Source organism: Paenibacillus sp. 01T442, assembly GCF_056398345.1.
The window spans coordinates 19,805-40,500 of sequence record NZ_JBFTPF010000053.1; the positions used below are offsets into that span (position 1 = coordinate 19,805).

The 20,696-nt window shown below is 46.6% G+C and carries 21 protein-coding genes; 4 read left to right on the top strand and 17 right to left on the bottom strand.

What is annotated here, in order from left to right; genetic code table 11:
• Positions 1-120: 120 nt before the first annotated feature.
• Together AC1DLM_RS26710 and AC1DLM_RS26715 are read right to left on the bottom strand one after the other, a co-directional pair.
• Positions 121-1,155 (bottom strand): Gfo/Idh/MocA family protein, encoded by a 1,035-nt coding sequence (locus AC1DLM_RS26710; protein WP_477571660.1) that lies wholly within the window; start codon positions 1,153-1,155, stop codon positions 121-123.
• 147 nt (positions 1,156-1,302) lie between these two features.
• On the bottom strand, positions 1,303-1,566 hold the full coding sequence (locus AC1DLM_RS26715; RefSeq protein ID WP_441991937.1) for an HPr family phosphocarrier protein: 264 nt from the start codon (positions 1,564-1,566) through the stop codon (positions 1,303-1,305).
• A 211-nt stretch (positions 1,567-1,777) separates the two neighbouring features.
• On the opposite strand from AC1DLM_RS26715, the gene AC1DLM_RS26720 reads away from it, so the two are divergent.
• Positions 1,778-2,668, top strand: a complete 891-nt coding sequence (locus tag AC1DLM_RS26720; RefSeq protein WP_477571661.1) for a cation diffusion facilitator family transporter — start codon at positions 1,778-1,780, stop codon at positions 2,666-2,668.
• Positions 2,669-2,673: 5 nt separating this feature from the next.
• Here the strand turns inward: AC1DLM_RS26720 and thrS are convergent, their stop codons facing one another.
• The 7 genes from thrS to AC1DLM_RS26755 form a co-directional block, all read right to left on the bottom strand.
• Positions 2,674-4,587, bottom strand: a complete 1,914-nt coding sequence (thrS, locus tag AC1DLM_RS26725) for a threonine--tRNA ligase (RefSeq protein ID WP_477571662.1) — start codon at positions 4,585-4,587, stop codon at positions 2,674-2,676.
• A 385-nt stretch (positions 4,588-4,972) separates the two neighbouring features.
• Positions 4,973-5,860, bottom strand: coding sequence for a multicopper oxidase family protein (locus AC1DLM_RS26730; RefSeq protein WP_477571663.1), 888 nt, complete (start codon positions 5,858-5,860; stop codon positions 4,973-4,975).
• A 70-nt stretch (positions 5,861-5,930) separates the two neighbouring features.
• Positions 5,931-6,914: a peptide-methionine (R)-S-oxide reductase MsrB gene (gene msrB, locus AC1DLM_RS26735; protein WP_441991933.1), complete on the bottom strand. Its 984-nt coding sequence runs from the start codon at positions 6,912-6,914 to the stop codon at positions 5,931-5,933.
• Between the two features lie 116 nt (positions 6,915-7,030).
• Positions 7,031-7,963 (bottom strand): manganese-dependent inorganic pyrophosphatase, encoded by a 933-nt coding sequence (locus AC1DLM_RS26740; RefSeq protein ID WP_441991932.1) that lies wholly within the window; start codon positions 7,961-7,963, stop codon positions 7,031-7,033.
• Between the two features lie 166 nt (positions 7,964-8,129).
• Positions 8,130-8,891 (bottom strand): polysaccharide deacetylase family protein, encoded by a 762-nt coding sequence (locus tag AC1DLM_RS26745; RefSeq protein ID WP_477571664.1) that lies wholly within the window; start codon positions 8,889-8,891, stop codon positions 8,130-8,132.
• Between the two features lie 856 nt (positions 8,892-9,747).
• On the bottom strand, positions 9,748-10,299 hold the full coding sequence (locus tag AC1DLM_RS26750) for a DUF1697 domain-containing protein (RefSeq protein ID WP_441991930.1): 552 nt from the start codon (positions 10,297-10,299) through the stop codon (positions 9,748-9,750).
• Between the two features lie 47 nt (positions 10,300-10,346).
• A complete protein-coding gene (locus AC1DLM_RS26755) occupies positions 10,347-11,207 on the bottom strand; it encodes an HAD-IIB family hydrolase (protein WP_441991929.1) in 861 nt (286 codons plus the stop codon).
• A 177-nt stretch (positions 11,208-11,384) separates the two neighbouring features.
• Here AC1DLM_RS26755 and AC1DLM_RS26760 point away from each other — a divergent pair, with 177 nt between their 5' ends.
• The 3 genes from AC1DLM_RS26760 (at position 11,385) to AC1DLM_RS26770 (ending at position 13,439) form a co-directional block, all read left to right on the top strand.
• The gene (locus tag AC1DLM_RS26760; protein WP_441991928.1) at positions 11,385-12,161 is read left to right on the top strand and encodes a threonine/serine exporter family protein; all 777 of its coding nucleotides are present in this window, start codon (positions 11,385-11,387) and stop codon (positions 12,159-12,161) included.
• A gap of 1 nt (position 12,162) precedes the next feature.
• On the top strand, positions 12,163-12,594 hold the full coding sequence (locus tag AC1DLM_RS26765) for a threonine/serine exporter family protein (RefSeq protein WP_441991927.1): 432 nt from the start codon (positions 12,163-12,165) through the stop codon (positions 12,592-12,594).
• Between the two features lie 149 nt (positions 12,595-12,743).
• Complete coding sequence (locus AC1DLM_RS26770) at positions 12,744-13,439, top strand: class I SAM-dependent methyltransferase (protein WP_441991926.1); 696 nt, start codon at positions 12,744-12,746, stop codon at positions 13,437-13,439.
• Between the two features lie 49 nt (positions 13,440-13,488).
• On the opposite strand, the gene AC1DLM_RS26775 is transcribed toward AC1DLM_RS26770, so the two are convergent.
• The 8 genes from AC1DLM_RS26775 to AC1DLM_RS26810 all read right to left on the bottom strand — a co-directional run.
• Positions 13,489-13,935: a hypothetical protein gene (locus AC1DLM_RS26775; RefSeq protein ID WP_436244968.1), complete on the bottom strand. Its 447-nt coding sequence runs from the start codon at positions 13,933-13,935 to the stop codon at positions 13,489-13,491.
• 56 nt (positions 13,936-13,991) lie between these two features.
• Positions 13,992-14,339, bottom strand: a complete 348-nt coding sequence (locus AC1DLM_RS26780) for an ASCH domain-containing protein (protein ID WP_441991925.1) — start codon at positions 14,337-14,339, stop codon at positions 13,992-13,994.
• Between the two features lie 88 nt (positions 14,340-14,427).
• On the bottom strand, positions 14,428-14,601 hold the full coding sequence (locus tag AC1DLM_RS26785; protein ID WP_441991924.1) for a hypothetical protein: 174 nt from the start codon (positions 14,599-14,601) through the stop codon (positions 14,428-14,430).
• A 108-nt stretch (positions 14,602-14,709) separates the two neighbouring features.
• The gene (locus AC1DLM_RS26790) at positions 14,710-15,711 is read right to left on the bottom strand and encodes an aldose 1-epimerase (protein WP_436244343.1); all 1,002 of its coding nucleotides are present in this window, start codon (positions 15,709-15,711) and stop codon (positions 14,710-14,712) included.
• Between the two features lie 194 nt (positions 15,712-15,905).
• Positions 15,906-17,393 carry an L-arabinose isomerase gene (gene araA / locus AC1DLM_RS26795; protein ID WP_441991923.1) on the bottom strand — a complete coding sequence of 496 codons (1,488 nt, stop codon included), beginning with the start codon at positions 17,391-17,393 and terminating at the stop codon, positions 15,906-15,908.
• Positions 17,394-17,457: 64 nt separating this feature from the next.
• The gene (locus tag AC1DLM_RS26800) at positions 17,458-19,137 is read right to left on the bottom strand and encodes a ribulokinase (RefSeq protein WP_441991922.1); all 1,680 of its coding nucleotides are present in this window, start codon (positions 19,135-19,137) and stop codon (positions 17,458-17,460) included.
• A gap of 84 nt (positions 19,138-19,221) precedes the next feature.
• Positions 19,222-20,325, bottom strand: a complete 1,104-nt coding sequence (locus AC1DLM_RS26805; RefSeq protein ID WP_441991921.1) for a GntR family transcriptional regulator — start codon at positions 20,323-20,325, stop codon at positions 19,222-19,224.
• Between the two features lie 96 nt (positions 20,326-20,421).
• The coding region (locus AC1DLM_RS26810) for an MmyB family transcriptional regulator (RefSeq protein WP_477571665.1) at positions 20,422-20,696 on the bottom strand (275 nt) is incomplete at its 5' end.

A 20,696-nucleotide genomic window follows, 5' to 3' on the forward strand; every position in this document is an offset into this window, starting at 1 on the left:
AACCTGCTACTCTAACCTGATTTTCCTGCTACTTTGTCTAACTTGCTACACACAGAAAAGCCAACAATCCCACACTTGGTGTGAATTGTTGGCTTTTATCATGCTTCGCAGTTACGCTGCTCAGCTCCAATACGAGCGCAGGTCGACCTTCTGGCCCAGCTTCGCGCTGTCCAGCGCGCCCAATACCATCGCCATGCTCTTGATATTGTCGCGGCAATCGGTCTCCGCGCGGCGGCCTTCGGCCAGCGCCGCGAACATCTCGTCCAAGCAGCCGGCATGGCCGCTGCGACCAGACCAGTTCACGTCCGCGTCCACGCGCGTGAACTCACGAAGGAACTTGCCGTCTTGCGTGCCGGCAGCCACAACCTCCGCGTACGGCGCACCCGCTCCGTCCCACAGAGCGGTGCCCTGCTCGCCCGTCACGCGCCAATCCGCCTCCCAGGAGGTCGGCGCACCTTCCGCGCACCAGGAGCCACGGTAGCAGAACACAGAGCCGTCTGACATCTCGTAGATGCAGATCGCGGAGGCATTCCCGGCATACCAGGAGCCGGGCGGGTTCCATTCTTGGCAGTACACCGAAACGGGGTCTGCCCCTGTAAGAAAACGAGCCTGATCGAACGTATGGATCGCCATATCTAGAATGAGCGGACTTTCCATCGCATCGCGAAAGCCCCCAAAATGCGGCCCCAGAAAGAAGTCCGCACCAACATAACCTACACGACCAATCGTTCCGGATTGGATCAGCTCGCGAAAGGCGCGAATATTCGCGTCATACCGCCGATTTTGCATAACAGCCAATGACTTTCCTGCGACATCTGTTATCTGGATAAGCTCCCTAGCCTCGTCCAYCGTAGCTGCCATCGGTTTCTCCCCGAGCACATCACACCCATTGCGAAGCGCGGTGCTTGCAACTTGGAAGTGACTCGCTGGGATCGTAATATCCAATACCAGATTGGCCTCATTGTCACGAATAGCTGCTTCAACATCCGTATACACACCACAAGTTAGCTCATGACGCTCCGCCATCGCTTGCGCGAACTCCGTTTTAATATCAACAAGCGCCACAATTTCGCACTCATGTCTTTGTTTCATATTTTCAACCCATACATTGGCCATACCGCCACACCCAACAATAACCACGCGATAGCTACTCATCGATAAATGACCTCCAACAGCTTTTTCTAGCGTGTCTCCACACCGCTTATATCTGCTATTCTACCTCTTTTATCGTGTCAACGCGCTATCCAATCTTGTCACAAAACAATGCAATTCTGCACTCTGAAAGCGCATACGAACAAGCAGTTAACAAAAGATCTGAAATAAATCAAAAATAAAATGCATGGCCTCTTCCTCATCTTTTCCTCTCGTGAGCAAACGCAGTGTCGTGCCTGCCTTGATGGGGACTAAAAGCATACCTAATACACTTTTCACATCAACTTTATGGTGCTTATCATCAAACTGAAAGTCGAGCGTGACATCTGAAATAAAATGAGATGATTTCACAGAAATACCAGATAAATCGCTTCGTTCTAAATCTTTTGTAATCTTAAATTCATGTACGCGCATGCCACTCGACTTCCTTTCCAAGACATTTGGAGGTTTGTGATTTCTCATTATGTGTGGTATTATACAAAGATATTTGTGAAAAGTGAAGTGTTGAATATGCCATTTATTGATAGTTTACTAGATTTATTTAAAAATATCAGCCCAATCCCCCGACCTTAGGTYGAGGGATTTTTTTTCCTTCGGGAAACACTTCTGCAGGAGGTCATCATTCATGCACGTCGACAACAAGTCATCGGTTTGGGCCATTTGGCTCTCCMTCATCAGTAACATTTTATTAACGATTATCAAAATTATTATCGGTCTTATCTTTAATAGTGAAGTACTCATGGCAGACGGCGTCCATAACGCAGGAGACATTATTGCAACCATTGCCGCACTAAGTGCGATGCGGATTTCCAAGCTCCCAGCGGATGAAGATCATCCCTATGGACACGGTAAAGCTGAAGTACTGGGATCAGGCTTTGTTGCTTTCATCCTTGTAACAGCTGCACTTTATATCGGATACCACGCAGTTGCGGCTTTATTCCATGAACCGAGTGCCCCAAGTCTAATCGCCTTAATCGCTTCAGCCGTTTCTGTGATATGGAAATATCTTCTTTATGTATACACCATGCGGATCGGACGTAGTACGAACAGCAAAAGCTTAATTGCGACAGCCCATGATCATATTGCCGATGTCTATGCCTCACTAGCAGCTGTTGTAGGTATTGGCTTAGCTTTCATTGGTAAAGCCTATGACATTCACTGGTTAGCCTATGGTGATGCTGCGGCAGGCGTTATTGTATCTCTCCTAGTTTTGAAACTAGGCATCGAAATGGCCAAAGAATCCTTTGATATTCTCATGGAAAAAACCGTCGATCAACACATGCTTTCGCAATATACGGCGTTGATCGAAGCGGTTCCTGGTGTGAAACGTATTGATCGTGTTCGTGCGAGAGAGCACGGACATTATATTCTAGTAGACGCTCGAATTTCAGTACCTGGCGAACTGACCATCCAACAAGGGCATGACATTTCACGTGCCATCAAGAAATCCATTATGGATCAGCATAGTGACGTAGATGAAGTTCTGATCCATTTGAATCCTTGGTACGAAAACTAATCGCGTTACTGCTTCGCCGTAATTTCTGACTTGATTTGCTCCTTAATCTCCGGCAGCGATCTTATTCCAAGATCACCCTCTCCCCGTTTTCTGATGGAGACACTGCCGGAGATTTGTTCTTTTTCACCTAGGATGAACATGTACATGACTTTGTCTAGCTGGGCTTCACGAATTTTATATCCTAATTTCTCAGCCCGCGCATCCACTTCCACCCGTACGCCTGCCTCTTCAAGCGATTTCTTCACTTGGAAGGCATAATCCACGTAGTGATCTGAAACTGGCAGCAATTTCACTTGAACAGGTGCCAGCCACAACGGGAAAGCTCCAGCATAATGCTCCGTTAAGATCCCGATAAAGCGGTCAATTGAACCATATACGGCTCGATGAATGAYGACTGGCCGATGTTTGAGACTATCATCCCCGATATACGTTAAATCGAATTTTTCCGGCATTTGGAAATCCAATTGGATCGTTCCGCATTGCCAGCTCCGCTTCAAAGCATCGAGGATGTGAAAATCGATTTTGGGCCCATAGAAAGCGCCATCCCCCTCATTAATGCGGTACGCGATCCCTCTTTTATCCAAAACATGCTGCAACGATTTCTCCGCTTGATCCCAGAGCTCACTTGAACCCATATAATCATCTGGTCTAGTCGAAAGCTCAATCCGATATTCGAAACCAAACACGTGATAGACATGTGAGATCAGCTCAATGACTCGGCCGATTTCATCCTCTATTTGTTCTGGCAGAACGAATAGATGGGCATCGTCCTGACAAAAAGTACGTACACGCATCATTCCATTCAGCGCTCCCGAATACTCATGACGATGAACTTGACCAAATTCTGCAAGGCGAATCGGTAATTCCCTGTAGGAGTGTAGACTATTTTTATAAATCAACATGTGACCTGGGCAATTCATCGGTTTCAGCGCAAACTTTGTCTCGTCAACATTCGTAAAGTACATATTGTCTTTATAATGATCCCAATGCCCCGATTCCTCCCACATGCGATTATTCATCATCAGAGGTGTACGCACTTCATCATATTCTCTAAGACGCTGCAGCTCTCGAGCGAAATTCTCAAGTTCGTTGCGCAGAATCATCCCCTTCGGCAAATAAAAAGGCATGCCCGGCGCTTCTTCCGAGAACATAAAGAGTTCAAGCTCTTTTCCGAGCTTACGATGGTCACGTTTCTTCGCTTCTTCGAGCCTATGAAGATGGTCATCGAGCTGCGCTTTCTTCAGAAATGCTGTGCCATAAATCCGTTGCAACATAGGGTTCTTCGCATCACCACGCCAATACGCCCCTGCTACATGGAGCAGTTTAAAAGCCTTAATCCGTCCAGTTGAAGGGAGATGAGGACCTCGACATAGGTCGAAGAATTCCCCTTGGTCATAGATCGAAATCAACACGTCTGCTGGCAGATCTCGGATAAGCTCAAGTTTATAGGACTCTTTTAACTTTGCAAAAATGTCCAATGCTTCCTCTCGGCCGACGACTCGTCTAGTAACCGGAATGTTCTCCTGAATGATTTGACTCATCACGTCTTCAATCGCTCTTAGATCATCACTTGATAATGGTTTCTCAATATCGATATCATAGTAGAAACCATCCTGAATGACAGGTCCAATACCCAGCTTAATGGCCTGATCGCCATAGATGCGTTTAAGTGCTTGTGCGAGTACATGTGCTGTGGTATGACGATAAACCTCTAACCCCTGCTCACTTTCCAAAGTGACGATTTCGATGTGGCTATCCGCTTCAATTTGTTGCTGTAAATCGACCAATTGGCCGTTCATTTTGCCCGCGATGGCTTGCTTTCTCAGCCCCACACTAATCGAATCAGCAACTTGTTCAACCGTCGTGCCTTGTACGTACCTCCTACTAGTTCCATCTGGCAAAATTACTTCAATATCCATGCCTTCCTTCCTCCTTTTCCTTATTTTTGTGAACGCAAAAAAACGCATCTCTCCCAGAAAGGGACGAGTGCGTTCAGCTCGTGGTTCCACCCTAATTCGACTCCCATCGTGCAAGTCCTTATTAGTATCCGGTATCGAGGATAAATCGGTTTCACTTATTTCCCTGCGTTACTTCGCAGTAGGTTCAGCGTCACAGCTACAAAGGGGTAATTTTCAACCGGCAACAGGAGAAGATTTCAGCTAGTACTTCTCTCTCTGGGCAGTTCGTGATGAAAATCATGTCTTTGATMATAACTTCATATGTGATTATGGAACTCATAATACCTACTCAAGCAGGTCAACGTCAAGGGGCATCCGAGGATAAAATAATTATAGCCATTCTCTCCTACACATACTGAACGACCGTGAACATGCCACCTGTCGGCTTCGTCATGTTATTCGATGTATGATGCGGCATATGACAATGAAGCGGCCAAACGCCGGGATTTTGCGCTGAAAATTCAATATCGGTGGTGACTCCGCTAGGCACAAGTATCGTGTTGCGCAGTTCTCTGTTGAAATGAGGTATCGTGTTCCCATCTGCTGCTGCCACCMAGAATTGGTGCCCATGTAAATGAATCGGATGCGCATTCATACCGATATTCCCAAAGCGAATGCGCACTTCCTCTCCATAACAGACGGGTAACGGAGTTGTATGTGGAAAGCAGCGACCATTCATCGTAAAAAAGTTAAAACCATCCGACATTGTATCCAGCTCAAATTGCCCCGTCTTCACCACGCCTTTTTCCATGCCTTTTAAGTGAAACTCTTGCAGCATAATGAAATAATCGCGCTGGGCACTGTATTCATAGGGATCCTCAATGATAAAGCCTCCACCTAAGCCCATTAATTCTTGAAAAGCAGCGTCTACATGGGTGTGATACATATGTGTACCTGGTGGATTAACAATTTGAAAATGATAGTCAAAAAACTGGCCTTGTTCGATATAAGGCGAAGGTTCAACGGCCGGTACCCCGTCCATGCGATTCGGCACATCGAGCCCATGCCAGTGCACACTTGTAGCCTCCGGCAGCCGATTGTGTACACGAATTGTCACCCAATCACCGGGAAACACGCGAATCGTCGGCCCTGGGATGCTGCCGTTGTAGCCCCACCCTTTCATGAACACGCCCGGGAGAATTTCTTGCACAACTGGCTCAGCGACCAGCTCAAAAAACTTCACTCCCTGCACAATGACACAGGTAAGATCTCGCAGATCCGGTGATACGACCATGGCAACTCCTCCGTTTCAACGCGCCATAGTTATATGTATGCGGGAACGGTTGAGACTTACCAATATAGCCTTACTTCTGGTCGAAGAATCGAAGATAAGCGCCGTAGCCTTCCTTCTCCATGTCAGCCAGTGGAATGAATCGCAATGAAGCTGAATTGATACAGTACCGAAGACCATTCGGACCTGGACCATCATTAAAAACGTGACCCAAATGCGAATCCGCCTCTGTGCTTCGTACTTCTGTACGGATCATAAAATGACTTGTATCTGTTACTTCTTTCACATGTCCTTCGAATAAGGGCTTGGTGAAACTTGGCCAGCCGCAGCCTGAATCGAATTTATCATAAGAGGTAAATAAGGGCTCTCCTGAAACGATATCCACGTAGAGACCTTTTTCTTTGTAGTCATGGAATTCATTCTGGAAAGGACGCTCAGTCGCATTATTCTGTGTTACCTCATATTGCAGAGGTGTGAGTGCTTTCTTGCGCTCTTCTTTATCCTTCGCTGTGTTCCAAAATTGGGAGATATACGCATCGCGCCCTGAACCTTTACGGTAGGCTTTGTAGTGAGATGGATTTTTGTGATGATAATCTTGATGATACTCTTCCCCTGGATAAAATGCTTCCGCATCAATCCGCTCAATTTCCGTCACAATTGGACGATCGAATCGACCGCTGTCCTGCAGCGCTTGTTTGGACGCCTCAGCTTTGGCGAACTGCTCATCGCTATGGGCAAATATCGCCGTACGATACGATGATCCTCGATCGTGAAACTGTCCGCCAGCATCGGTCGGATCAATTTGACGCCAGTACGTTTCAAGCAATTTGTCATAAGGGTACAATTCAGGATCGAATGTGATTTGCACAGCTTCCGCATGCCCTGTTGTCTCGGAACAAACCTCTTTATACGTCGGATTGGTCGTGTGCCCACCGATATATCCGGAAACAACAGAAATAATGCCCGGCAGTGACTCAAAAGGCGTCACCATACACCAGAAACAACCTCCTGCAAACGTCGCTTTATCTAAATGAACTTCATGGATGTGATTTGTCATGTTTATTGCCTCCTCTTTCTCAAAGTATCCTCTTATCATACCAAAAGTTATCGGTATAACCAAAACACACCGTTCATTGAATGAACGGTGCTCGATAATGCGTGAATGTATGCATCCTACAGGTTGTTGAAAATGTCTGTAAGCACAGGTACGATTTGTGATTTACGAGAAACAACGCCTTTAAGTACCGCTTTGTTATCAACAAGAGATACATTGTAAGCTTTCTCAACTGCGTCTGCTTTACGTCCAAGAGCAAGACCTACGGAGTCATTGTTCAAAATGTCTGTTACAACAAATAAGAACAAATCTAGGTTTTTCTCAGCGATAATCGCTTGAAGCGCCGTTTCGATTTCAGCTTGTTGGGATAGAACATCGTTCACATCAACCGCATTGACTTGTGCAATTTCGGCTTTATAGCTGCCCATTTGGAATTCTTTGGCATCCAATGAAATCAACTGTGCCACAGTTTTGTCGCTTAGATCTGCGCCTGCTTTCAGCATGTTCAAGCCATACACTTCAGCATCTACACCAGCGATTGCAGCTAGCTCACGCGCAGCAGCAACGTCTTGCTCCGTGCAAGTTGGGGATTTGAATAGTAAAGAATCAGAAATGATAGCAGAAAGCATCAAACCAGCGATGTCAGCATCGATGGAAACACCGTTTTCTTTGTACAATTTATTTAAAATCGTTGCTGTGCAGCCAACCGGTTCTGCGCGGTAGTAAAGCGGGTGGCTCGTCTCGAAATTAGCAATACGGTGGTGGTCAATGACTTCCACTACACGTACTTGATCGATGTCGCTAGCGCTTTGTTGGCGCTCAACGTGGTCAACCAAGATGACATGGGCTGCTTCGTTCGCAACAGTTTGAACTTCACGTGGAGCTGCTACTTTAAACGTATCAAGTGCAAATTGCGTTTCGCCGTTAATGGAGCCTAGACGAACTGCTTCTACTTCTTGTCCTAATTTTGTTTTCAGTGCTGCATAAGCAATTGCGGATGTGATTGAATCAGTGTCCGGATTTTTATGTCCGAAAATAAGTGTTTTTGACATTGTACGACTCCTTAAACGACACATTTTAGTGAGAGTGCTTATCATCTCTATATACGATTATACTCAAAAATTTGGGTAAATCCACTATTAAACACGGAGTGTTCATAAATCCACTTGAAATGCTTGGTAAAATCGATACAAAAGCAAGGGATATACCAAATCTCGCTTACKAGGACGTCGCTTCGGTTAATTGCTGCACCCAGTCTTCGAATGGTTTTTGGCTGTCTACGACAATGCGATGCAGCTCCAGCGGGGGTTGGTCGGACGAAGCCCAGCCTGGCTGCGTGGTGAAAGCATAGCTAAAATGGGCTTTCTTTAAAATTCTGAGCGTTTTGCGGTTGTACTCGCCGTACGGATAAGCGAACGTATTCGCTGGTTTCCCCAGCTCTTGCTCGATCTTGGCGCGCGCAGCTAGTATCTCTTCGCGCTGCGCTTTTTTGCTAAGCTTGGGCAGATGCGGGTGCGTCACGGTGTGTGACGCAATATCCCAACCTGCTGCGCTCAGCTGTTTGATCTGTGGCCAGGTAAGGTAACCTGGCGTATTGACAAGGCCCGTCGACAAGTATAGCGTCGCCGGAAAGCCGTGTTGCTGGAGGATAGGCAACGCCACCTCCGCGTTATTGGCATAGCCGTCATCGAACGTGAGCAGCACGGGGTGAGCCGGTGACGGCCTTTTGTTTATGATGACGCTGGTGAATTCGGCCAGCGTCATCGGGGTGTAGTGATGCGCGGCCAAATAGTCCATTTGGCGCGCGAACGTATCGGGGTGGAGCACGTACGTGTTCCCCGGGTCCACCCCGATGCTGTGGTAGTTCAGCACGGGGATAGCGACCCCGTGCTTGGCCTTCGCTGGCGTGGCGAAGCACGCCAGGAGGACGCCCGCGAGCAGCAACGCTGCGCGGGCTTTCTTGTTCTTCCAAAGGTTCATCTTAGGTCGCCTACCTCTATATGAACATGAATGTTCACTGATTGATCTCCTAAGGCTCCCCCATCGACGCTGCGAATATGCAAAAAATCCCAAGTACATTAGCGATTTATCAACACTTTATCACTGTTGATAACGTTAGCGATGTACTGGGAGCTGCGTTAGTCCGATATCTCCGAACTAAAACGAAGATTACTAGTAAAAAATGACCATTAGTCCGATTCCGCCGAACTATTTGGCCATTTTCCACGCGTGAGGGTTGTTTGGAGCGATTTAGTTTGGCAATTTCGGACTAAATACGATTTAATGACGCGAACATTGAGATTAATTCGGCGATTTCGGATTAATGGGTGCCTGGGGGAGTAGACGGACATGTGCGGCGCAGCCTTTGGAGCTCTGTAAGTCGATTTTTTCGACTTACGCGTGCGCAGCGCGTTCTTTGGAGCTCTCTAAGTCGATTTTTTCGACTTACGCGTGCGCAGCGCGCCCTTCGGAGCTCTGCAAGTCGATTTTTTCGACTTACGCGTGCGCAGCACGCCCTTCGGAGCTCTCTAAGTCGATTCTTTCGACTTACGCGTGCGCGGCGCGGCATTCGGTGCTCTCTAAGTCGATTTTTTCGACTTACGCGCGCGCAGCGCGCCCTTCAGAGCTCTGCAAGTCGATTTTTTCGACTTACGTGCGCGCAGCGCGCCCTTTGGAGCTCTGCAAGTCGATTTTTTCGACTTACACGCGCGCAGCGCGCCCTTCGGAGCTCTCTAAGTCGATTTTTTCGACTTACACGCGCGCAGCGCAGCCTTTGGAGCTCTCTAAGTCGATTTTTTCGACTTACGCGTGCGCAGCGCGGCCTTTAAAGAGTAGCCTACTTCCCCTCTTCCCCCGCCAATTGAATCAACTTATTCACCGTTTCCCAATTCCGGGTGGTCGCAGACACCCCTAGCTTCTTCTCTATGAAGTTGTTGCTGAATTTGGAGTCGCCATAGTTTTTGCGAATAAGCAGATACACGGTCAATCCCTTGACGCAGTACTCGTCCACTTCACTCTGCGCAGCATCTAGCTTAGCAAGCCCCGCATCCGTCGGAGCTTGCGACAAGAAGGTAACGTATCTTTGTTCATTCGCATCCACATTCACACTTGGGTATGGTGTGTCTTGCACCACCTCTTGCAGCTCCGCAGGGGTGCGAATAATGACCGGTATATCAAACGTCAGCTGTTCCTTCAACTCATGTACGATCCGATCTCGAAGGGTCGCAGCATCTACTTCTTCAGCATCAAAAATCACATTCCCACTCTGAATATAGGTACTCACATTCGTGAATGCCATAGATTCGAAGAGTTGCCTAAGCCTGTCCATTTTAATAATTTTCTGACCACTCACATTGATTCCACGCAGCATAGCGACGTATCGCGCCATAGAATAATCCCCTCCCAAATCACTCATTCTACTCACCTTCCCACAACTTACCCTACCTCATTCACATGCGTTCCATCGATACAGGCAGCGATATAGACAGCTACGCCATCCTCATCATTACTCACGACGATCTCATTAGCCAGTAGCAAAATCTCTGGATGCGCATTCGCCACCGCAACTTTACGGCCTGCCTCAAGAAACATGCCCGTATCGTTCAAATTATCACCGAATACCGTCACATCCTCGGACGTGCATCCAACGAGCTCAGCCCATAATCGCAGACCCATCTGCTTATTTGCTTCGGGATGACTGAATTCAAGGAAATAATGCCCAGCAATATAATTATCCTTCATCAAATGAATATGAACCTCAGAACCCAACATTTCCTGAACCGCAGTTTTCAAAGGAAGAAGCTCCTCCAACAGTCCGATATATGTCAGAATTAGCGTTCGCAATGTTTGCGTACTGTGGAGCTCATCCACCTCTCGAAATCTCGGATCATTCGGCCGACTGGCTACGAATTGAAGATCCCCCGTGCGTTCCAATTTCTCATGATGTACCCGCTCGTTATCCTGCTCATCGAGTGCAAACAGCAGCGGTGTGATTCCAAAACTTTTACCCATTTGAATAATTGCATTACTCCGCTCACAATCCAGCCAACGCCCGCCGAGCACCCGCTTCTCCAACGGATCAAACAACATAGCCCCATTATATAAAACTAGTGGATACCGCCACGGAATTCCCGACACGACTGCCTGCGAACTTTGATAACTTCGTGCAGTAGCATAACTAATGACCGCCCCCTGCTCAAGCGCTTGCGTTATTACTCGTATCGTAAAGTCCGATGGCTTCGCATTGGAGCTCAACAAGGTTCCATCCAGATCGGTTAAAAAATAGTTTCTACTCATCCGATTCACTACGCAAAGCATAGACTGATCTTGCTTCCAATTTGATTTCCAAGCTCATGACTACTCCTCCAAGTCCCTTGTCCTTATCTGTCTACATTACCTTCTCTCATTTTCAATCGCAATCAATTTGATTTATACTTAGGTCAATTATTCCAAAACAGAAAGGATACGGATCACATGGAGCAGCAGCCAGCAGCGACGAATTATGAAATCGCACAAGTGTGTTTACTCGCGGGTAAAATCATGCTGGAAAACGGCGGTGAAACCTATCGGGTTGAAGATACGATGACTCGTGTGGCTGAGGCTTTTGGTATTCCAAATTCACATAGCTTTGTTACGCCTACGGGCATCATTTTCTCGATTGATGGGCCTGAGCAGACAACCCGACTCATTCGCATTTCTTCGCGATCAACGGATTTACGGAAAGTAACGGTCGTGAATGCCATTTCTCGCAAAATCAGTCAAGGTGAGCTATCACCGACAGCCGCCTACCAGGAGCTTGAGGCTCTAAGTGCCGATACACGTAGATATCCCGCGTGGTTACAAGCTTTAGCAGCTGCGATTGCGAGCGGTTGTTTTCTCATCATGTTTCAAGGGACGTGGTCCGATTTCTTCCCGGCCTTCCTTGCTGGTGGTGCTGGTACCATATCGCTGACTTTCTTCCATCGTTTAGTTCCGATCAAATTTTTCGCTGAATTTCTCGCATCATTAATCATTGGACTTATTGCCTATTTAACGGTCAAAACAGGGTTAGGTCATAATCTAGATAAGATTATCATTGGCTCCGTCATGCCGCTCGTGCCTGGACTGCTCATCACGAATGCCGTGCGCGATTTAATGGCAGGTCATTTCGTATCGGGCGTGTCCAAAGGTGCGGAAGCATTCTTAACCGCATTCGCGATCGGCGCAGGAATAGCTTTTGTATTGACATTTTATCCAGGGAAGGGGTTCTAGTATGGACATGTTGGAACAGCTCGTAACTAGTTTCATTTCAACGTCCGCTTTCGGCATCATTTTCAATGTACCTCGTAGAACGCTTGTACAATGCGGGTTTGTTGGGATGATTGGCTGGATGCTTTATTTCTCTTTTCAAAAAACGTATCTGGATCCCATCCTTGCCACGCTCATTGCATCCTTTGTGGTCACGATCATTTCTCAATTTTTCGCGAAAATATATAAAACACCCGTCATCGTATTCAGTGTCTCTGGTATTATCCCTCTAGTCCCAGGTGGACTAGCATATGACGCCATGCGCAATGTCGTTCAAAATCATTACGATGTCGCTGTTCAGCTCGCTGCGAAAGCTTTTTTGCTCTCTGGGGCAATCGCCATTGGACTGGTATTCTCAGAAGTCATAAACGTACTGTTAAGACGGATAAGAGCTTAAACCAACCCAATGAAATAATAACGATCCAATCGTTAATAGTTTTCACCTATAACTCCAGTGCTTTTACATCTTGGATTTTTTCCCATTCGCCCTTTACACTAAGGGTATAGTACTAATAAGCCAAGGTTTGGAAATGGAGCTGAAAACACATGAACGACAACGCGAACCATCACATTTTAACGAAATTCGATGAAATTGCCCAAAAGTATGACAGCCAACGCAGAAAGTTGATTCCTTGCTTCGATGATTTTTACAATACGGCCGCTTCTTTGGTCCAATTCGACCAGAAAGCACCACGTATTCTTGATTTAGGCGCTGGGACAGGACTTTTCTCCTCCTATATGCTGCGTTCGTACCCAGAGGCGCGTTTAACCTTGATTGATCTGTCGACGGGGATGCTGGATATAGCCAAAGAAAGATTTGCAGATACTGTAGCTTCCGAAGTAACTTACCTTGTCGGGGATTATTCGACTTATGAGGATGCAGAGCCTTTTGATGCTGTAATCTCCTCCCTCTCCATTCATCATTTGGAGGATGAGGCTAAGCAAGCTCTGTATGCAAATATTTTTCATTTATTAAAGCCAGGCGGGGTTTTCGTGAATGCTGATCAAGTTTTAGGAAAAACTCCCTTCCTTGATGGCTTGTACCGATCGGATTGGGTCGCCAAGATTGAAGCTACGGATCTATCTCCAGAAGCGCTGCAAGCCGCCTATGAGCGTACGAAGCTGGACAGAATGGCTCCACTTGATACGCAGCTTGGCTGGCTACGCGACTCCGGATTTTCAGATGTGGACTGCGTTTACAAGTCTTATAATTTTGTCGTGATGTTGGCTAGAAAGCTTTAAATAAACTAGAAACTCTAATTCGAAGGTTGCTCTGATGGTTCTTTACTCTTTACCAGATTGTCGGCTTGGACACCATGAACCACATCATCGCAAGCGTAATGATCACATACAAGATCAAAGCTTTACGCAGCTTGTTTACGAGGAAATTACGATCTTCATGCGGAGCTTTGAGCTGGCGCAACAGTGGTGAGAATGCACGTGCAATGAAGTATAGCGAAGCGACCATAATCAGGACCGTCGCGACAATCCAGGAGGTTTTCCAACTCCAGGCCGTAATCCACGTCAGTAGAATACCCGTCGCGACCAACACATGTCCTGCATGCTTCGTCAATCGAACGGTAATCCGAAACGGTTCTAAGTAATCAGGCAGTTGCTCGAATGGTGCTCTACGAATAAGTGCTAATAAAGGAAACAAGACGAAATAAGGGCCGATGCTTAACACAACGCTGAAAATATGAATATAGAGCATGATAATATACCAAGACAAGTTGATCATCCTAACTGTAATGTGAATAAACCGTGTGAATCCAAGGATCCACACGGTTCTTTGTCTTATTCGGCTTTTGTAAATTCGTGTACCCAAACTTTCATCTGAGGCAGCCAAGGCATACCTGGATGCATAGCAAGAATACTGTCGCGATACTCATCAACGGTTTCGTGACCTTCTTGTTTCGCATGTTCAGGTGTTAGTTCACCCAAAGATTGCTGATACACGTTGGTGACTGTAAAGGATGTGCCTTGCAGATCCATGGTTTCACCAATATCCGCATAACGTCCATTGCGACGACAAGCCGTTTTTTGGCCAGCAAGCACTTTACTTACTTCTGCTTCTTTCGTAACTAGTCGATCGATGGAACACGTTTTTGGTGGTAAAGTCTCATTTACGTTCGTTTCACTCATATTGTTCCCTCCTTTTGCCAGTTATCATTATATCGAATCCATTTCGCTTTGTCGAACTGACACATTCCTTCGGATCCAATTGCTTCAATTACTCCCTCAAAGCTTCCTTCAGCTTCGTTGACATGCTCTCCATGGAACCCGACGCAGGAGGCTTAATACCGCGCAGACGCGCGATTTCCGCCTTTAATCTCTCATTCTCAGACAACAATGCCTCAACTTTGGCGATCATCTGATCGCGATCTAAGTGATCCCACTTCCCCATCCTTACCCCTCCTTGGCTCAAAAATACCCCCTCCTCGCAAGTCGATCATCCCATCGGATTCTCTCCATGCATCAAAGGGGGTGCTTCCTATTGCTAATCATGTAGCAATTATTTCGTGATTTTAATCGTATATAATCGTGCAGTTTCTTCCCAAACTTCACCTGGTTCTAAGGAAACAAGTCCGATTTGATCGGCAGGCAGATCCACATTCGGTGCATTAACCAAATTCATTTGCGGCTCAGGGCAGAAGAAGCCTTCTGTTTTGCCATTGTTCCAGATCATCCATTGCTTATAGGAAGTCCCTACATCATAAACCAGTTTGATGCCTTCACGTGCATCTGTCAATGCCATGAAGTTGCGGCTATTTTGCGGAACACTCGTGTAATGATTATCCATACCCTCGAAAAATGGCGATAGACCGCCAACTTTCATCTTCTCTTCATCCGCGGAGAGCGCTTGATACTCACCCGTTGGCAGCATACGCTCGTTCAACGCCCAACGCTCGCCGATTGTCATTTGGAACGTATAATCCGAAGGCTGGCTGTTCACAGCAAATGGCGCGTTAATCGTTGTATGGAACGCTAGTAAGCACGGCATCGCTTCATTGCCTTCATTATGAACGGAAATCTGTTGGTGCAAACCTTGCTCGTTCAAGGTATAAATCAAGCGGATCGTAAAGTCAAAAGGTAAGAATTCATGAACGGAATGCCCTTCGCGCACTCGCAAAGCTAATGCGACGCGACTTTCATTGCCATCACTGCTGAAATTCTCAACGGCCCATGGAATATTGTGCACAAAACCGTGTAGATGATTACCTGTCTTAGGTTCATTGACTGGGAATTGGAATACGTTCCCTTTCCACGGGAATTTGCCATCCTCATAACGGTTCGGCGGGAATAACACAGGAATTCCATGAACGATTGGACGCTCTTTAAACGCTTCCATCTCTTCCAGCGCAGGTTCGCGCAAGAAACGATATTCCTTCTCTATATCACGGAAAGCAATCAGATTTGCACCAACATCTGGCAAAACTACCGCTTCATAACGCCCAGCTTGCAGCCAAATCGCTTGTTCACCGTTGTACGTTCCTTCATATGCTTTGGTAGACATCTCTTCATTCTCCTCCTAAATAACTACTTATCCTTGTCCAATATTTGGACAGACACAATGCTTTCACTTTAGCCCATGTATGCGAAAAAAGTCAATGGACGTAAATTGCTTTTATATCGACAAATGTGACTTTCCTTGAAGTGTGAAGAAAAACCTGAGGCAATGGCCTCAGGTCCTTAACATATAGGGATGACTTAGCGTTTCCACACCGCTTCATTCCAACGAAGCTCATTGCGGAACTGTAAGGTTGACGTATTTTTATTGATAATGACGACTTCGATCCCTGCTAGCTCAGCCCAATCCACAAGTTGTTCTGTACTCACATTGTAAGAGAACACGGTGTGATGTGCGCCACCTGCAAGAATCCAAGCTTCTGCTGAATCACGCAAGGACGGCTGCGGTTTCCAAAGAACGCGCGCCACAGGCAATTTCGGCATCGCTTTAACCGGTTGCACGGCATCAACTTCGTTAATTAGCAAACGGAAGCGATTGCCCATATCGATAAGTGAAGCATTCAGCGCTGGGCCGGAAGCTCCGTCGAAAACAAGACGAGCCGGATCCGCTTTGCCGCCGATACCAAGCGGGTGAACTTCGATTTTGGGGCGAGTTGCCGAGATCGTTGGACAAATTTCAAGCATATGCGAGCCAAGTACGAGCTCATTGCCTGATTCCATATGATACGTGTAGTCCTCCATGAAGGAAGTTCCTTTGTTGTTCGCCATGATTTTCATCACGCGCAGCAATGCGGATGTTTTCCAATCGCCTTCGCCACCGAATCCGTATCCTTGCTCCATCAAACGTTGAACCGCAAGTCCAGGCAATTGCTTAAGGCCATGCAAATCCTCAAATGTGGTCGTAAATGCGCCGAAACCGCCCTCTTGGAGGAATGCTTTCATCCCAAGCTCGATGCGAGCTTGCTCGCGAATCGCATCTCGAATCGGACCCGCAGTACGGCCTTCTGGTGTAATATCATACACTTCGTTGTACTGATCCATGAGCAGATCAACTTCAACCTCAGAAATATCCCCGACACGCTGTACAAGATCACCTACGCCGAACCCATTGATGGACCAACCAAATTTAATTTGTGCTTCGACTTTATCGCCTTCCGTTACAGCAACATGGCGCATATTATCACCAAAACGGGCAACTTTTAAATTGCGACCTTCAATGAATCCCATCGCCGTGCGCATCCAACCACCAATTCGCTCCAGAACAGCTGGATCTTCCCAGTAACCGACAACGACTTTACGAGCAATTCCCATACGTGCACCGATGAAGCCATATTCACGGTCACCGTGGGCAGCTTGGTTCAAGTTCATGAAATCCATATCAATCGTATCCCAAGGGATATCGCGATTGAATTGTGTGTGCAAGTGAAGCAACGGCTTCCGGTACTCCGAAAGACCCGCGATCCACATTTTAGCCGGAGAGAATGTATGCATCCAAGTAATAATTCCCGCGCAAGAATCATCTGCATTCGCATCCAGACAAAGTCTACGAATCGCATCTGGTGTAGTTAGAACAGGTTTGAATACGAGCTTGCTTGGAATGGCTTCGGAACGATCGATACCTGCTGTGATTTGTTTGGAGTGCTCATCTACTTGAAGGAGTGTTTCAGGTCCGTACAAATGCTGACTACCAGTAACAAACCAAAATACTTTTTCTGAAAAAGGGTTCATGGCTTAATGCCTCCTAGGATATGGGATATTGAATTGAAAATTACGTTCAGTGATTAACTAATCATTAATGGCGAGCTTCCTCGCGAATCGAGCGAAGTCGTTTCATAACATCATTGTCACCCCGACCAAAATAGTCATGCAGCTTGCTGTATTCTTGGTACAGTTTCTCGTAAACGGCTACGTTCTCCGCAATCGGCTTGAACGTTTCTTTACGAACACGTGCCATTTGCTTCGCGGCATCAACAATGCTGTCATAGCCGCCTTTGTCCGCACCTGCAGCAACAGCTCCGAACATCGCAGCACCAAGCGCTGGTGTCTGTTTCGAATCAGCAATTTTAATTTCACGGTTCGTTACATCCGCATAAATTTGCATCAACAGATGATTCTTCTGCGGCAGACCGCCACAAGCGTACAATTCTTCAACCTTAACCCCGTTGCTATGGAAAGCATCAACAATTTTACGTGTGCCGAAAGCCGTTGCTTCCAGCAATGTACGATAAATTTCTTCTGGTTTCGTAAGCAAGGAATAGCCTAGGATAAGTCCATTTAACTCTGTATCTACAAGCACTGAGCGGTTGCCGTTCCACCAATCCAAAGCGAGCAAGCCCGTTTCACCTGGTTTGTAAGCGGATGCACGGCGCTCCAACCATTCATGCACGTTGATGCCTTCCTCAGCAGCCGCTTTTTCCACATAAGCAGGAACACCTTGTTCCACATACCATGCGAAAATATCACCAACCGCCGATTGCCCTGCTTCATAGCCTAAGTAGCCAGGAATGATGCCGTCTTCAACAACGCCGCACATGCCTTCTACTTCTTTCTCTTCTGTGCCAAGCAGCATATGACAAATGGAAGTACCCATTGCCATGACTAGCTTACCTGGTGCAACTACGCCAACGCCTGGAACAGCCGCATGCGCATCAACGTTACCAACCGCGATCGCAGTTCCGGCAACGAGTCCCATACGCTCAGCCATAGCAGCTGTCAGTTCTCCAGCTTTTGTGCCTAGGGCAACAACATCTCCGCGAAGCTTCGTTTCTGTGATATTTACAAGTCTAGGATCCAACGCTTGAAAGAAATCTTGGCTTGGATACCCATCTTGCTTGTGCCAAATGGATTTGTAGCCCGCAGTACAGCTATTGCGCACGATCTCGGATTGACCTGTCATTTGAGACACAACCCAGTCCGTCGCTTCTAAGAAACGATCGGCTTGCTCATAAATCTCAGGCGCTTCATTCAAAATCTGCCAAACTTTCGCAATCATCCACTCCGAAGAAATTTTACCGCCATAACGAGGTAAGAAAGCTTCTCCTCTGCTCGCTGCAATTTCATTAATGAGAGTAGCTTCATCTTGTGCGGCATGATGCTTCCACAGTTTCACCCAGCTATGTGGATTCGCTGCAAGTGCTGGTTCGAAGCACAGTGGTTGACCTTCTTTATTAATCGGGAGCATCGTACACGCTGTGAAATCAATACCCAAGCCGATAATATCTGCTGGATCTACGCCAGATGCACGTACAACTGCTGGAACAGATTGTGTGAGTACATCGATATAATCTTGAGGATGTTGTAAAGCCCAATCGTATTCTAACTTCACACCGGATACCGGCAGTTTCTCATCAATAACATTGTGTGGATATGGCGTTACGTGATCTGCCACCTCTGTGCCATCACTCAAATCAACCAGAACCGCACGTCCTGATTCCGTGCCATAGTCAACACCAATCGCATATTTCTTCGACATGGGGAGCCTCCTTCAAATTTATACCTGTTTCTTGCTCTCAGTATAACACTTGTACGTACAAGTTGGCTACCCCAATTTTGAAAATTACGGAATGCGAATTGTTGACTCTCGAATAACCAGTTCTGGCTTGTACACTTTCCCTGTTTCGCTGCCGATTACTCGCTTATTCTCAATCATATCAATTAAAATGCCCGCCGCGTCGCTGCCGAGTTCTGTTTTGGGATGAGAAAGTGACGTCAATTTCACCTCGGTTGCCGTTGCAAGAGTTGAGTCATCGAAACCAATTAAAGAGATGTCTTGTGGCACCTGCATACCAATTGTACGTACAGCTTCAAGAAGATGAATCGCGAGTTCGTCATTGTAGCATACAAAAGCTGTTGGCCGTTCCTCAACTGCACCGTGTTCTAGCATATCGAGCGCGATTCTGTATGGTTTTGTCCGCTTTTCTTCCGTCGTATAATGAATAACGAATTCCGGAAGCAGAGGAACCTGATAATGATGATGCGCGCGAATAAAGCCTTTTAACCGATTCACACCTTGTCCATCATCTGTTTTGAAAAAGCCCGCCAACCGTCGATGCCCCAGCTGAATCAAATGCTCTGCCGCCTTAAATCCACCATCTTCATCATCCACGATCAAAGAAGGACAATTCATTTCAGGGTATCGCTCGTTTATCATGAGATAAGGAATATGCTGGTAGTCCAATGACAAATAATAGCTAAGATTCGGGTTGCCTTCCGCACTCTTCGTCGGCTCAATAATAAGGCCACTTAGAGGCTGACTCATCATCATATCCAAGCTTTCCCGTTCTTTTGCTTTGTCGTTATCCGTGGACGAAAGCAGCAGTCTATAGCCTCTCGCCCGTAATGTAGCCTCTGCTCCTCTAACAATATGCGGAAAAATATAGTCAGATATATAGGTCGTAAGGATGCCTATCGTTTGTACATCGCGTGATTTTTGCGTTTGTGGCGTAGAGACGAAAGTACCTTTGCCTTGCATCCGATACAACCAGCCTTCTTTCTCCAATTCACCAAACGTCTGCCTTACGGTCTGACGACTCATCAGGAACTGTTCTGCAATTTCATTTTCGGATGGCATTTGATCATTCGGTTTAAGCCTTCCTGTATGTAACCAGGTCAAAATTTCCTGTTTTAATTGTTGATATTTCGGTAATTGCTTTTCCTTCATGCTTCACCTCAGGGCTTTGATTGTGAACGTATTATACCATCCGTTCAACTTGTATGTACATATTCTATGAAAGGGCATCGTTATGTCGAATGCTTCCTATTCGCCTAATTTACTCATCAACAGTCTGATCTTCGTATCGGTATCAGATCCGATGGATGGTGTATATACACTGCATCTCAGATCCGTTCTCCCTTGCACCTGCAAGGTCGTTAGATCGAACAACATTTTCCCCACCTTGGCATGTCGAAATTCAATGAATACTTCAGGTGCAGAACTGACATCACTCTCGTTCCAAAATGCACGAAAATCTTTGCTCCGCTCACTCAGTTCCTCAATAAATTCGCTATACCAATTATCACTCACATATTGAC

What these genes read in the sequence shown, in the direction of transcription:
- AC1DLM_RS26715 (WP_441991937.1), bottom strand. Translation starts at nt 1,566, where the DNA reads ATGCGCGTACATGAATTTAAGATTACAAAAGATTTAGAACGAAGCGAT.
- msrB (WP_441991933.1), bottom strand. Translation starts at nt 6,914, where the DNA reads ATGACAAATCACATCCATGAAGTTCATTTAGATAAAGCGACGTTTGCA.
- AC1DLM_RS26740 (WP_441991932.1), bottom strand. Translation starts at nt 7,963, where the DNA reads ATGTCAAAAACACTTATTTTCGGACATAAAAATCCGGACACTGATTCA.
- AC1DLM_RS26750 (WP_441991930.1), bottom strand. Translation starts at nt 10,299, where the DNA reads ATGGCGCGATACGTCGCTATGCTGCGTGGAATCAATGTGAGTGGTCAG.
- AC1DLM_RS26755 (WP_441991929.1), bottom strand. Translation starts at nt 11,207, where the DNA reads ATGAGTAGAAACTATTTTTTAACCGATCTGGATGGAACCTTGTTGAGC.
- AC1DLM_RS26760 (WP_441991928.1), top strand. Translation starts at nt 11,385, where the DNA reads ATGGAGCAGCAGCCAGCAGCGACGAATTATGAAATCGCACAAGTGTGT.
- AC1DLM_RS26765 (WP_441991927.1), top strand. Translation starts at nt 12,163, where the DNA reads ATGGACATGTTGGAACAGCTCGTAACTAGTTTCATTTCAACGTCCGCT.
- AC1DLM_RS26770 (WP_441991926.1), top strand. Translation starts at nt 12,744, where the DNA reads ATGAACGACAACGCGAACCATCACATTTTAACGAAATTCGATGAAATT.
- AC1DLM_RS26775 (WP_436244968.1), bottom strand. Translation starts at nt 13,935, where the DNA reads ATGATCAACTTGTCTTGGTATATTATCATGCTCTATATTCATATTTTC.
- AC1DLM_RS26780 (WP_441991925.1), bottom strand. Translation starts at nt 14,339, where the DNA reads ATGAGTGAAACGAACGTAAATGAGACTTTACCACCAAAAACGTGTTCC.
- AC1DLM_RS26785 (WP_441991924.1), bottom strand. Translation starts at nt 14,601, where the DNA reads ATGGGGAAGTGGGATCACTTAGATCGCGATCAGATGATCGCCAAAGTT.
- AC1DLM_RS26790 (WP_436244343.1), bottom strand. Translation starts at nt 15,711, where the DNA reads ATGTCTACCAAAGCATATGAAGGAACGTACAACGGTGAACAAGCGATT.
- araA (WP_441991923.1), bottom strand. Translation starts at nt 17,393, where the DNA reads ATGAACCCTTTTTCAGAAAAAGTATTTTGGTTTGTTACTGGTAGTCAG.
- AC1DLM_RS26800 (WP_441991922.1), bottom strand. Translation starts at nt 19,137, where the DNA reads ATGTCGAAGAAATATGCGATTGGTGTTGACTATGGCACGGAATCAGGA.
- AC1DLM_RS26805 (WP_441991921.1), bottom strand. Translation starts at nt 20,325, where the DNA reads ATGAAGGAAAAGCAATTACCGAAATATCAACAATTAAAACAGGAAATT.